Here is a 12,877-nt window from a genome sequence, read left to right as displayed (position 1 = left end):
CCCCCCCGCCCCGCCCTCGTTGTCTTGGGGGGGGGGGGGCCGCCGGGCCCCCCCCCCCCCCCCCCCCCCCCACTCCCCCGCCTGCATGATCCGTTCCCCGGCGGCGACGATCTCGTCCGCTGTCACGGTTTCCGGCACTGGAAACTCCTATCTCGGTACGCGCGGCAGGTTCAGCCCGGCGGTGGCGATGAGTTCGCGCATGACCTCGTTGACGCCGCCGCCGAAGGTCACCACCAGGTTCTGCTTGGTGCGGCGGTCCAGCCAGGCCAGCAGCTCGCCGGTGGCGTCGTCGGCCGGATCGCCGTAGCGCCCGACGATCTCCTCCGCCAGCCGCCCGGCCTCCTGCAGCGATTCGGTCGAGTAGACCTTGGTCGCGGAGGCGTCCGCGATCACCCCGGCCGGATCGTCGGCCGCGTGGTCGGCGTTGGCGGCGACCTGCCAGTTCAGCAGTTCGTTGAGCCGGACCATGGCGTGCATGCGGCCCAGCGACCGCCGCACATCCGGCTCACCGAGCACACCCTGGCGCTGCGCCCAATCGTGCGCCCGGTCGTAGAGCTGCTCGATCTTGCCGGACGGGCCGAGGCTGACCCGCTCGTGGTTGAGCTGGGTGGTGATCAGCTTCCAGCCGCGGTTCTCCTCGCCGACGAGCATGTCGGCAGGGACCCGCACGTTGTCGAAGTAGGTGGCGTTGGTGTGGTGCGCGCCGTCGCAGGTGATGATCGGCGTCCACGAGTAGCCCGGATCCTTGGTGTCCACGATCAGGATCGTGATGCCGCGATGCCGCGACTCCACCGATCCGGTCCGGCAGGCCAGCCACACGTAGTCGGCCTCGTGCGCGCCGGTGGTGAAGATCTTCTGCCCGTTGACGATCCAGTCGCCGTTCGCGTCGCGCACCGCGCTGGTGCGCAGGCTGGCCAGGTCGGTGCCGGCCTCCGGCTCGGAGTAGCCGATCGCGAAATGCACGTCGCCGGAAAGGATCGCGGGCAGGAACTTCTTCTTCTGTTCCGCGGTGCCGAACTGCTGCAGGGTCGGGCCGACCGTCATCAGCGTGACCAGCGGCAGCGGCACGTCCGCGCGGGCCGCCTCGTTGTAGAAGATCTGCTGTTCGACGGGGCCGAAACCCTGGCCGCCGAACTCTTTCGGCCAGCCCACGCCGAGCCGGCCGTCGCGGCCCATGCGCCGCACCACCGCCCGGTAGGCGTCGCCGTGCCGGTTCACCGACATCTCGGCCGCCTCCTGCGGCGTCACGAGATCGGCGAAGTAGGAACGTAATTCGTCACGCAGCCGGCGCTGTTCGGCCGTTAGGTCGATGAACATCTGGCTCCCAATCGATCCAGCCGGAACGACGCGCCGCCGAGCCAGCGGGCGATGTCCTTGGCCTGTGAGTAGTAGCGATGCAGCGGGTGGGTCATGTCCACCCCGATACCGCCGTGCAGGTGGTGACACTTCTGCATGGCCACGGGCAAATCCGAGGCGACGCAGTAGGCGAGCACATCGAGGTCGTCATCGATGCGTGCCTGCTGTTCGGGCGTCCGATCATCCTGTGCCAGCGCCCAATTGGCGGACAGTGCGGCCGCGTGCAGCGTCCGCGAGACGACGTAGACGTCGGCGATCTGCTGCGCGACCGCCTGGAATTCGGCCAGCGGGCGGCCGAATTGACGACGGGTGCGTACGTGCTCCGCGGTGAGCGTGAGCACGCCCTTCAGCAGCCCGTCGGCGACCGAGCCGATCGACGCCAGGGCCAGTCGGTGCAGGTCGTCGAGGCCGTCGGGCAGCAGTTGCCCGGCCGGGATCTCCGCCTGATCCAGCGATACCGAGAACTCCGGCGCGCCGGTGGAGGCGGGTGTCTCGCGCACGGTGACACCCGGCGTGCCCGCCTCGACCACGGCGATGCCGGAATCGGTCGGGATCAGCAGCCACCCGGCCCGATCGGCATACGGCACGGCCACCTTGCGGCCGCTGATCCGCACCACGTCACCGTCGGCCGCGGCGACCGTCACCGGCTTGACCGCGAACGGCGCGCCCGGCTCGTGCAGCGCCGCCGTGAGCACCGCGCCCTCGGCGACCGCCGGAAAGACCTTGTCCGCCAGCGCTTCCGGGGCCCGCGCCAGCAGCGGCAGCACGCCGAAGCCGAGTGTGGCCAGGGCCGGGACCTGCACGGCGTCGGTCGCCAGCTCGGTCAGCATGGCCGAGACCTCCGGCAGTCCCATCCCGTCGCCGCCGTAGCGTTCCGGTAGGGCGACCGCCAGCAGACCGCTGTCGACAATTTTCGGCCACAATTCGATATCGCGGGCGTCGGTATGTTCCAGCAAACTTACGACAACCTCGGCGACAGCGTCCTGGCTCTCATCCCTGTTGAAGTCCAATGCAATGCTCCCGTGTGAGGTGTGGACTTAGCCGTGCGATTCGCGCGGGAGCCCGAGAATTCGTTCCCCGGCCACGGTCAGCAGGATCTGCTCGGTACCTCCCGCGATCGACAAACAGCGCGTCAACAGGAATTCTTTCACCACATCGGATTCCTGAGCACCCGCCACTCCCGCGAGTTCGACGGCAAATTCCGCGACCGCCTGACGATGGCGGACACCGACCAGTTTGCGCACGCTGCTCTGCGGACCGGGATCGATTCCGGCCAGTATTCGCTGCGCGGCCCTGGTTTCCAGCAATAATCCAGCGACCGATTCGGAGACGAGTGCCCCGAGGCGGTCGGCGATCAATTCCGCGCCCGGCCCGGTGCTCGGCGCGGTGGCGATCAACCGCTCCAGCTCCGCGCCGATTCCGCTGCCGCCCATGGCGACTCGTTCGGCGGACAGGGTGGAGCGGGCGATCTTCCAGCCCGCGCCCAGCTCGCCGACCAGGCAGTCGTCGGGGACGAACACATCGTCGAGGAAGACCTCGGAGAACTTCGCCTCGCCCGTGATCTGCACCAGCGGCCGGATATCGATCCCCGGGCTGCTCATGTCGACCAGGAAGTAGCTGATCCCGCGATGCTTGGGCACGCTCGCATCGGTGCGGGCCAGGCAGATCGCCCAGTTGGCCACGTTCGCCAGCGAGGTCCAGACCTTCTGCCCCTGCAACTTCCAGCCACCCTCGACCCGAGTCGCGGTGGTGCGCAACGCCGCCAGGTCCGACCCGGCCTCGGGCTCGCTGAACAGCTGGCACCAGATCACCTCGCCGCGCTGCGTCGGATGCACGAAGCGCTCGATCTGTTCCGGGGTGCCGTGCTGGAGCAGCGTCGGCACCGCCCAGTTGCCGATCTGGATGTCCGGCACCGTGATTCCGGCCGCGCGCACCTGCTCGTCGATCAGGGTGCGCAGAATCGGCCCGGCCCCGCGGCCGTACGGCGGCGGCCAGTGCGGCGCCAGTAAACCGGTGTCCACCAACGCGTCTCGCTGTTGCTCGGCGGGCAGGGCGCCGATGCGCGCCAGCTCCGCGGCCAGCTCGGCGGCTCCGGCCGCGTCCAGTCCCAGCGCGTCCCAGGCCGCGCTCTCGGTCGCGGCGTCCTCGCCGAAGCCGAGATCCAGACCCACCGTGCGCCGTCGACCGGCACGCACCAGCTCGGTCACCCGGGCCCGCCAGACCGCGCCGCCGCCGAGCAGCTGGCGCAGCGCCACGGCCCGGCGCAGGTACAGATGCGCGTCGTGCTCCCAGGTGAACCCGATGCCGCCGAGCACCTGGATGCAGTCTTTGGCCGTCTCCACCGCCGCGTCGAGGGCTATCGACATCGCGATCGCGGCGGCCAGCGGCAGTTCGTCGCTGCGGTTGTCCACGGCAGCGGCGGCGTCGGCGGCGACCGCGCGAATCTGCTCGGCGCGGCACAACATCCACGCGCAGAGGTGTTTGACGGCCTGGAATTCACCGATCTTCCGGCCGAACTGCTCGCGCACCTTGGCGTACTCGGTCGCCGTCTCCAGGCACCAGCCGGCGATTCCCGCCAGCTCCGCGGCCACCAGCGCGGCGACGAGATCGTTTACCGCGTAAGGGGTTTCGAAGGTGCGATCGGCGGCGACCCGCACGTTCGCGCCGTGCACCCGCGCCAGCGGAGTGCTCGCGTCCAGCGGCGGCAGGTCCTCGACGCGCAACCCTGCGGCTCCCGCCTCGACGAGGCACCACAGCCGCCGCCCGCCGGAACCTTCCGCGCCCGCGTCGGCACCCGTCGCCGGAACCTCGATCGGCAGCAGCACGGCCGTATCCGCCGCGGCCCCCAGCACCGTCTCCCAGACACCGGTCAGCTCGACCTCACCGGTTCCGTTGCCGGGCACCGCAACCGGGTCACCCAGCGCGACGCCGCAGGGCGTATCCTCGTCCAGCACGCCGCCGGTAACGAGGCCGGCGAGCGCGGTCGTCGACACCGGCCCGCCCACCAGATCATGCGCCGCCTGTTCGACCAACACGGCCAGGTCGCCGACGGAACCGCCGGCACCCCCGGCGTCCTCGTCGACCGCGACGCGGAAGATGCCGAGCCCGACCAGACTCGGCCAGTACGTACGCCAATATCCAGGCGTCCCGCCGCGCATTGTTGCAATCGGGCGGACGGCCGCCGCCCATCCGCGCATCGACTCCTGAACGGCTTTATGCTCGTCAGTGGTGGCGATGGTCACACTGCCTCCCGCCTCTCCGGCGTGACTCCCACACCTAGAACATGTTCTAATATCCTCGTCGGGCGGAAGTCAAGACACCGCCGGTCCACGCAGCACCGACGGCACAGGCGCAATAACGACGTTTCCAGGAAAGGACTTTCACCAATGGCCAGTCCCTCCCGAGAGCAGTCAGGCGACTCGGGGGCGCGGAACGGAACCCGCCCGCGTGCCACACCGGTGACCACGCTCAGCGAGGACGAACTCAGCTCCTCCGCCCAGCGCGAACGCCGTAAGCGGATCCTCGACGCCACCCTCGCACTGGCCTCGAAGGGCGGCTACGACGCGGTGCAGATGCGCGCGGTCGCCGAGCGCGCCGATGTCGCCGTGGGCACGCTGTACCGGTATTTCCCCTCCAAGGTGCACCTGCTGGTGTCGGCCCTGGCCCGGGAATTCGAGCAGTTCGACAACAAGCGCAAACCGCTGGCCGGGCAGACGCCGCGCGAGCGCATGCACCTGCTGCTCACCCAGGTCACTCGCGCCATGCAGCGCGATCCGCTGCTCACCGAGGCCATGACGCGCGCGTTCATGTTCGCCGACGCCTCCGCCGCCGCCGAGGTCGACCGCGTCGGCCGGGTGATGGACCGGTTCTTCGCCCGCGCGATGAACGACGACGACGAGTCCTCGGATCGCGATCTCGCCATCGCGCGAGTGATCAGCGACGTGTGGCTGTCCAATCTCGTCGCCTGGCTCACTCGCCGGGCGTCCGCGACGGACGTCACAGAACGCCTCGAGCTGACCGTTGACCTGCTGCTGAGTGGCGAATCCGGCTAGGTTTGCCCGGCGCTGCGCGTGGCAAGCCAGCTAACGTACGGCAGGAGACCGCACAATCAGGAATGCGCACGGCGAGGCGAACGTAAACGTCTCGTATCACTGCGCGAACCGGCGGGCAAACCCTACCCAGTAAAGTTTCCCGCGCCCTGAAATTTCTCCTCCGATCTATAGGTTGGATGCGTGAGCGCACAGGATCTGCCACAGGAACTTCGCCGTGCGTTGGCGGCAGTAGCCCGCATGCCACGGCTACTTGTCGCCTCGGACTACGACGGGACGATCGCGCCCATCGTGTCCGACCCGGCGAAAGCCTATCCCCATCGGGAATCGGTGAGCGCGTTACGCGCACTCGCCGGTCTGACCGCTACCACAGCGGCCGTCATCTCCGGCCGGGCACTGCGAGATCTCGCGGCGCTGTCCCGGCTCCCGGTCGAGGTGCAGCTGATCGGTAGCCACGGCTCGGAATTCGACGTCGGCTTCGTGCACGCCATCGACAACGACGCCAAACAGCTTCTGCAAGAAGTGCAGAACGCACTGGCCGGCATCGCCGCGGACAATCCGGGCGCCACGGTCGAGATCAAGCCCGCCAGCGTGGCGCTGCACGTTCGCAACGCCGCCCCCGAGGTGGGCCGGCGCGCGTTGCAGCAGGCCCGGCAGGGCCCGGCCAGCTGGGTGGGCGTCCAGGTGACCGAGGGCAAGGCGGTCATCGAACTCGCCGTCATCCAGACCGACAAGGGCGCGGCCCTCGACATCATCCGGCATCAGGAGGGCGCCTCGGCGGCGGTCTTCTTCGGTGACGACGTCACCGACGAGAAGGCGTTCGCGAGGCTGTCCGGCCCCGATCTCGGCATCAAGGTCGGCGAGGGCACCAGCCTCGCCGGATATCGCGTGGCCAGCACCGAGGAGGTGGCCAAGGCCCTGGCGTTCCTGCTCGAAGAGCGGCGCACCTGGCTGGCGGGTGCTTCGGCCCCTCGAATCGAAAGGCTGACCATGCTGGCCGGCCCGCGCGCGAAGGCCCTGGTCACGCCGGACGGGACGGTCACCTGGTTCTGCCACCCCGAACCGGATTCGGCGGCCGTGTTCGCGCACCTGCTGGGCGGGCCCGACGCCGGGCACTTCACCATCGCACCCGAACGGCCGGGGCTGCCGCTGTCGCAGCGCTATGTCGACGGCACCATGACCGTCGAAACCCGGTGGGCCAGTCTGCAAGTCGTCGACTATCTGCCGCACGACGTGCCGCCCGAGCGCACCGACCTGACCCGGGTGATCACCGGGGACGCCCGCGCCGTCGTCACCTTCGCGCCGCGACCGGAGTTCGGCCAGGTGCCGGTCAATCTGGACCGCACAGCCGCCGGACTGCGGGTGCACGGCACCAACGATCCGATCGTGCTGCGGTCGCCGGGCATCGAGTGGGAGATCATCGAGGAGGGCATCCACCAGACCGCGCGCGCGGTGGTGGACCCCTCGACCGGGCCGGTGGTGCTGGAAATGCGCTGCGGCACCTCCGATCTCGCGCCGGCCATGGTCAGCGAGCCGGAGCGGCGGCGCGAGGCCGAGCGGTACTGGCGGGACTGGTCCGAGGAACTGGAACTGCCGCCGCTGAAGCCCGACCTGATGAAGCGCTCGGCCCTGACCCTGCGCGGGCTGGTGCACGCGCCGTCCGGATCGATCCTGGCCGCGGCCACCACCTCACTGCCGGAGGACATCGGCGGCGTGCGCAACTGGGACTACCGCTACTGCTGGCTGCGCGACGCCTCGATGACGGCGCACGCGCTGGTCACACTGGGGTCCATCGGCGAGGCCGAGGAATTCCTGGAGTGGGTGCACCGGGTGCTGGAGACGCTGGCCGGGCCGGAGCGCCTGCATCCGCTGTACACCCTGTACGGGGAGACGCTGCCGCCGGAGGCCGTGCTCGACGCGCTGCCCGGCTACGCGGGCTCGCGCCCGGTGCGGGTCGGTAACGCGGCCAACATGCAGGTGCAGCTGGACGTGTTCGGTCCCATCGTGGACCTGATCGCCGGACTCGCCGACGCCCGGGAACGCAAGGGCGTCATCGACCCGGCCGCGGCGCTGCCCGATCGCGACTGGGAACTGGTGCACGCCATGGTTTCCGCGGTGCAGCGGCGCTGGCGCGAACCCGACCACGGCATCTGGGAGATCCGCGGCAACCCCCGCCACCACGTGTACTCCAAGGTGATGGGCTGGCTGACCGTCGACCGGGCGCTGCGACTGGCCGAGAAGTTCCACCGCATGGTCGACCCGGCCTGGCTGGAGCTGCGCGACACCATCGCCGACGAGGTCAAGACCAAAGGCTGGAACGACGAGGTGCAGTCCTACACCGCGGCCTACGACGGCACCGATCTGGACGCGGCGACCCTGCACATCGGCCTGAGCGGACTGATCGAGCCGTCGGATCCGCGGTTCGCCGCGACCGTGGTGGCGACCGAGGCGGAACTGCGCAGCGGCTCGACGGTCTACCGCTACCACCACGACGACGGGCTGCCCGGCGGCGAGGGCGGGTTCCACCTCTGCGCGGCCTGGCTGGTGGAGGCGTACCTGCTGATCGGTAAGCGTTCCGACGCCGAGGCGCTGTTCGCGCAGCTGGTGGACGTGGCCGGGCCCACGGGCCTGCTGAGCGAGGAGTACGACCCGGTGGCGGAGCGGTCGCTGGGCAATCATCCGCAGGCCTACAGCCATCTGGGTTTGCTGCGCTGCGCCCAGTTGCTGAGCCAGCCGGTGGTCGCCCTGGCACAGTAGGGCTCGGTATTCGCAGCCGACCGAACGGCCCGCCTCATGCCGAGGCGGGCCGTTCCACGCGGGACGCTCGTGTTCGTTCTCACAGCGTCGATCCGGCAAATCGATACCTTCGGCTATGGACACGTACGCTACATTTAATGGAAATCGTTTCCGTTAAGTGCGTGTAGGAGTACCCCCGCGTGACCAGAAGTTTCGCCGTCCGAATGGCTGCCGTCGCGATGGGGGTCGCGGCCGCGGCCGGCCTCACCGCCTGCGGTAATTCGAGCAACGATTCCGACAAGGTCACCGTCGTGGCTTCCACCGACGTCTGGGGCAGCATCGCCGCCGCGATCGCCGGGCCCGACGTCGAGGTCAAGTCCATCATCGACAGCCCGACCGAGGACCCGCACGAATACCAGACCTCGCCCACCGACGCCGCCGACATCCGCGACGCCGCGCTGGTGATCGTCAATGGCGGCGACTACGACGAGTTCGCCGAGAAGGCCGCGGAAGGCCGCGGCAAACCGACGATCAACGCCTTCGAGCTGAAGTCCGGGACCGACGAGAACGAACACGTCTGGTACGACGTGAACACCGTCGACGCCGTGGCCGCGAAGATCGCCTCCGAACTGGGCGCGGCCGACCAGGAGCACGCGCAGGCCTACACCGAACGCGCCGAGGCCTTCCGCGGCAAGCTGAAGGAGATCAGCGCCGTCACCGCGAAGATCGCGACCGAGCACCCGAAGTCCCCGGTGTTGCAGACCGAGCCGCTGGCGCACTACCTGCTGCAGGCCGCCGGCGCCGACGACCGCACCCCGCACGCCTTCGAGGAGGCCGTCGAGCAGGGCACCGACCCGGCGCCCGCCGACGTGGCCGCCGTGCGAGACCTGTTGACCGCCAAGCAGGTCCGGGCCCTGCTCTACAACGTGCAGACCGAGGACAAGACCACCAAGGACATCGCCGCGACCGCGACGGCCGCCGGGGTGCCGGTGGTGGAGGTGACCGAAACCCTGCCCGCGGGCACCGACTACGTGCAGTGGCAGACGGCGAACGCACAGGCGCTGGCCAAGGCCCTGGGCTGACGACGGGAGTTCCGATGGCGGGGAAGGTCCGGCTCGGCGAAACGGTTGCACCCACCGAAACGGTGGGGGGTAGCGACCAGGAAAGGCCCGCCACAGTGCTACTCGGCGACCACCACACCGGCCGGGCGCCGAACGGCGCCGGCAACGGTTCCGGCTCGGCAACCCACGACACCGCCACGCCCCCGGCACCGTCTCGCACCGAGTCCGAACCGGTGAGCGCCTCGAGTGCGGCGGTGCGGTTGCGGGGGGCGCGGCTGGCGTTCGGGGAGCGGACGCTGTGGGAAGGGCTGGATCTCGAGGTCGCGCCGGGCGAGTTCGTCGCCGTGCTGGGGCCCAACGGGTCGGGCAAGACCTCGCTGTTGCGGATGTTGCTCGGTCAGCTGGCGCCCAGCGCGGGTGCGGTGGAGGTCGCGGGTTCGCCTGCGCGGGTGGGCAATCCGCATATCGGGTACATCCCGCAGCAGAAGACGATCGACGCCGGAGTGCAGTTGCGCGGCGTCGACCTGGTCGGGCTGGGGGTCGACGGGCATTGCTGGGGTCTGGGGTTTCGCGGGCGCAAGGAGCGGCGGCGCAAGGTCGCCGACGCCGTCGCGCAGGTCGGGGCCGAGCATTACGCGCACGCACCGCTGGAGTCGCTGTCCGGCGGTGAGCAGCAGCGGCTGCGGGTGGCGCAGGCGCTCGTGGGCGATCCGCGGGTGCTGCTGTGCGACGAGCCGCTGCTGAGCCTCGATCTGGCGAACCAGCGGCTGGTGTCGGAACTCATCGACGCGCGCCGTCGCGCGCACGACACCGCCGTGCTTTTCGTGACCCATGAGATCAATCCGATTCTCCCCCTGGTGGATCGGGTGCTGTACCTGGTCGACGGCAAGTTCCGGATCGGCACGCCGGACGAGGTGATGACCTCCGAGGTGCTGTCGGAGCTGTACCGCACCGAGGTGGACGTGCTGCGGGTGCGCGGCCGCCTGGTGGTCGTCGGCACCGGCGACACCATGGACGCGCTGGGCGTCGCGGGCGGCCATTGCCACGCCGACGAGGCCCGCGCATGATCGACAAGCTTTCCGACGTCTTCTCGAAGATGTTCGACTTCCACACCACCGCGAACCTGCTGTCCTACGACTTCGTGCAGCAGGCGGTGCTGGCGGCGGCCCTGCTCGGGTTGCTCGCGGGCGCCATCGGACCATTGATCGTGAGCCGGCAGATGTCGTTCGCGGTGCACGGCACCAGCGAGCTGTCGCTGACCGGCGCGGCGGCCGCGCTGCTGGCGGGCATCGGCGTGGGCGCGGGCGCCATCGCCGGGTCGGTGGTGGCGGCGGTGCTGTTCGGCCTGCTGGGTTCCAAAGCGCGCGAACGCGATTCGGTGATCGCGGTGGTGCTGTCGTTCGGGCTGGGGCTGTCGGTGCTGTTCCTGTGGCTCGGTCCCAGCCGCGCCGGGTCGAAGTTCTCGCTGCTCACCGGGCAGGTGGTGAGCGTGGGCAACGGCGGACTGACCACGCTCGCGGTGTGCTCGGCGGCGGTGCTCGCGGTGCTGGCCTTCGTCTATCGGCCGCTGCTGTTCGCCAGCACCGACCCGGAGGTCGCGATGGCCCGCGGTGTTCCGGTACGGGCGCTGTCGGTGGTGTTCGCGGTGCTGCTGGGCATCACGGCCGCGTTCGGGGTGCAGATCGTCGGTGCGCTGCTGGTGCTTTCGCTGTTGATCACGCCCGCCGCGGCGGCCGCGCGGGTGACCGCCAGCCCCGTCCGCGCCACGGTCCTGGCCATCGTCTTCGCCGAGATCTCGGCCGTCGGCGGCATTCTGCTCTCGCTGGCCCCCGGCGTCCCCGTCTCCACCTTCGTGACCGCCATCTCGTTCGCGATCTACCTGATCTGCCGCCTCATCAGCACCCGCACCCGCACCCGCCGTCCGTCCCCGGTACCCGTGCCCGCGTGAAATAAGTCCCGTCATCCCGGCAGCAGGATTACCCTCGCGACCCACTTGGACGACGGGCTAGCGACCGCCCTCCCCTGCCAAGGCGAACAATCCGTCGCGGGTCTGCTCGATCAGGCCGTCGACGAGTAGGGAGTCCAGGGCGCGGTCGCGCTGGCCGGGGTCGCGGGTCCAGGCGAGGTCGAGGGCTACCCGTTCGACCGGGCCGGGGGCGGCGCGCAGGACGTCGAGCAGGCGGCCGCGAGCCTGGCGGTCGGTGCCGTCGTACTTCTGGGTGCGGCGCACCACGTCCGAGGCCGGACGCCCGGCGGTGACCCAGGCACAGGTGGGTAGCGGGCAGCGGGAGCAGTCGGGGTTGCGGGCCGTGCACACCGTCGCGCCGAGTTCCATCAGCGCGGCCGAGAACCGCGCGGCGCGGCCGATGTGCGCGGGCAGCAGAACCTCGGTGTCGGCCAGGTCGCGGGCGGCGGGGTTGCCCGCCTCCGCCCGGCCGTGCACCGCGCGGGCCACCACGCGCCGAACGTTGGTGTCCACCACCGGAACTCGCTGCCCGTACGCGAAGCAGGCCACCGCGCGCGCGGTGTACGCCCCGATGCCCGGCAACCCCAGCAGCACCTCCACGTCGTCGGGCACCTCGTCGCCGTGCTCGGCGGCCAGCACCCGCGCGCACTCGTGCAGCCGCAGCGCCCGCCGCGGGTACCCGAGCTTGCCCCACGCGCGCAGCACCTCCCCCTGCGGGGCGGCGGCCATCGCAGACGGCACCGGCCAGCGCGCGACCCACTCCCGCCACACCGGTTCCACCCGCACCACGGGCGTCTGCTGCAGCATGATCTCGCTCATCAGGATCTGCCAGGCGGTCACGCCGGGGCGCCGCCACGGCAGATCCCGCGCAGTCTCGCCGTACCAGTCGATGAGGGCATCGCTGTCGATGCTCACGCGCGCACGTTCCCTTCGATCCCCGGACCGCCCGGTGTCCGGTGTTGCACTCTCACCACGGCCTGTCCGGAGCCGCAGGGCCATATTTGCCACGTTGTAACTTCACGGACTCGCCGGTAGCCGTTGCGCTGTGGAAAATAGGACACATGCCTCATACCAACCCGATCAGTGCCTGGAAGTCCCTTCGCGAGGGCAACGACAGGTTCGTCAACGGCACGCTGGAGCATCCTAGTCAGGGAGCGGACCGCCGGGCCACGCTCGTGAGCGGCCAGCAACCGTCGGCCATCCTGTTCGGGTGCGGTGATTCCCGAGTGGCCGCGGAAATCATCTTCGATCAGGGCCTCGGCGATATGTTCGTGGTCCGCACCGCGGGCCACGTCGTGGACTCCTCGGTGCTGGGGTCCATCGAATACGGCGTCGAGGTGCTGGACGTGCCGCTGATCGTGGTGCTCGGCCACGACAGCTGCGGCGCGGTGCGCGCGACCATCGACGCGCTCGACGGCGGCAACGTCCCCGGCGGATTCATCCGCAGCGTCGTGGAGAAGGTCACCCCGTCGATCCTCATCGGCCGCCGCGAGGGCCTGACCGGTGTCGACGAGCTGGAGGCCCGCCACGTCGTGGAAACCAGCAGGTTGCTCATGCAGCGCTCGATGACCATCTCGCAGCGGGTGGCCACCGGTGAACTCGCCATCGCCTGCGTCACCTACAAACTGCAGGACGGCAAGGCCAAGCTGCACCGTGCCGTGGGCAATATCGGCGAGGTGGCCTGAGACCGACACGCCGTGCCGCTGAAC

General features: G+C 69.9%; 10 protein-coding genes. 6 read left to right on the top strand and 4 right to left on the bottom strand.

All coding sequences use genetic code 11. The annotated features are described in order from the left end of the window. Positions 1 to 147: 147 nt before the first annotated feature. From QH470_RS04395 to QH470_RS04385, 3 genes are read right to left on the bottom strand one after another with little or no spacing between them, the layout of a single operon-like run. Positions 148 to 1,317, bottom strand: a complete 1,170-nt coding sequence (locus QH470_RS04395; RefSeq protein WP_280270952.1) for an acyl-CoA dehydrogenase family protein — start codon at positions 1,315 to 1,317, stop codon at positions 148 to 150. Next, positions 1,302 to 2,366, bottom strand: a complete 1,065-nt coding sequence (locus QH470_RS04390) for an acyl-CoA dehydrogenase family protein (protein ID WP_280270951.1) — start codon at positions 2,364 to 2,366, stop codon at positions 1,302 to 1,304. Before QH470_RS04390 ends, QH470_RS04395 begins: the two co-directional genes overlap by 16 nt. Before the next feature lie 27 nt (positions 2,367 to 2,393). Beyond that, positions 2,394 to 4,598 carry an acyl-CoA dehydrogenase family protein gene (locus tag QH470_RS04385; RefSeq protein WP_280270950.1) on the bottom strand — a complete coding sequence of 735 codons (2,205 nt, stop codon included), beginning with the start codon at positions 4,596 to 4,598 and terminating at the stop codon, positions 2,394 to 2,396. A 144-nt stretch (positions 4,599 to 4,742) separates the two neighbouring features. Here QH470_RS04385 and kstR point away from each other — a divergent pair, with 144 nt between their 5' ends. From kstR to QH470_RS04360, 5 genes are all read left to right on the top strand, one after another. Then, positions 4,743 to 5,408, top strand: coding sequence for a cholesterol catabolism transcriptional regulator KstR (gene kstR / locus QH470_RS04380; RefSeq protein ID WP_280270949.1), 666 nt, complete (start codon positions 4,743 to 4,745; stop codon positions 5,406 to 5,408). Between the two features lie 180 nt (positions 5,409 to 5,588). Beyond that, a complete protein-coding gene (gene otsB, locus QH470_RS04375) occupies positions 5,589 to 8,162 on the top strand; it encodes a trehalose-phosphatase (RefSeq protein ID WP_280270948.1) in 2,574 nt (857 codons plus the stop codon). A gap of 203 nt (positions 8,163 to 8,365) precedes the next feature. After that, complete coding sequence (locus QH470_RS04370) at positions 8,366 to 9,223, top strand: metal ABC transporter solute-binding protein, Zn/Mn family (protein WP_280270956.1); 858 nt, start codon at positions 8,366 to 8,368, stop codon at positions 9,221 to 9,223. A gap of 14 nt (positions 9,224 to 9,237) precedes the next feature. Further along, positions 9,238 to 10,269, top strand: a complete 1,032-nt coding sequence (locus tag QH470_RS04365) for a metal ABC transporter ATP-binding protein (protein ID WP_280270947.1) — start codon at positions 9,238 to 9,240, stop codon at positions 10,267 to 10,269. After that, complete coding sequence (locus QH470_RS04360) at positions 10,266 to 11,150, top strand: metal ABC transporter permease (protein WP_280270946.1); 885 nt, start codon at positions 10,266 to 10,268, stop codon at positions 11,148 to 11,150. The genes QH470_RS04365 and QH470_RS04360 overlap by 4 nt, the downstream gene beginning before the upstream one ends. A gap of 57 nt (positions 11,151 to 11,207) precedes the next feature. On the opposite strand, the gene QH470_RS04355 is transcribed toward QH470_RS04360, so the two are convergent. Beyond that, positions 11,208 to 12,083 carry an HhH-GPD family protein gene (locus QH470_RS04355; protein WP_280270945.1) on the bottom strand — a complete coding sequence of 292 codons (876 nt, stop codon included), beginning with the start codon at positions 12,081 to 12,083 and terminating at the stop codon, positions 11,208 to 11,210. A gap of 146 nt (positions 12,084 to 12,229) precedes the next feature. Here QH470_RS04355 and QH470_RS04350 point away from each other — a divergent pair, with 146 nt between their 5' ends. After that, positions 12,230 to 12,853, top strand: coding sequence for a carbonic anhydrase (locus tag QH470_RS04350; RefSeq protein ID WP_280270944.1), 624 nt, complete (start codon positions 12,230 to 12,232; stop codon positions 12,851 to 12,853). Positions 12,854 to 12,877 lie beyond the last annotated feature (24 nt).

The sequence above is a fragment of the Nocardia wallacei genome, assembly GCF_029868745.1.
Classification (GTDB): domain Bacteria; phylum Actinomycetota; class Actinomycetes; order Mycobacteriales; family Mycobacteriaceae; genus Nocardia; species Nocardia wallacei_B.
The sequence above is the reverse complement of the archived record's forward strand: the minus strand, read 5'-3'. Positions and strand labels throughout refer to the sequence as shown.

Excerpts from the sequence above, each read along its gene's own strand:
- QH470_RS04395 (WP_280270952.1), bottom strand. The coding sequence starts at position 1,317 with ATGTTCATCGACCTAACGGCCGAACAGCGCCGGCTGCGTGACGAATTA.
- kstR (WP_280270949.1), top strand. The coding sequence starts at position 4,743 with ATGGCCAGTCCCTCCCGAGAGCAGTCAGGCGACTCGGGGGCGCGGAAC.
- QH470_RS04370 (WP_280270956.1), top strand. The coding sequence starts at position 8,366 with ATGGCTGCCGTCGCGATGGGGGTCGCGGCCGCGGCCGGCCTCACCGCC.
- QH470_RS04365 (WP_280270947.1), top strand. The coding sequence starts at position 9,238 with ATGGCGGGGAAGGTCCGGCTCGGCGAAACGGTTGCACCCACCGAAACG.
- QH470_RS04360 (WP_280270946.1), top strand. The coding sequence starts at position 10,266 with ATGATCGACAAGCTTTCCGACGTCTTCTCGAAGATGTTCGACTTCCAC.
- QH470_RS04350 (WP_280270944.1), top strand. The coding sequence starts at position 12,230 with ATGCCTCATACCAACCCGATCAGTGCCTGGAAGTCCCTTCGCGAGGGC.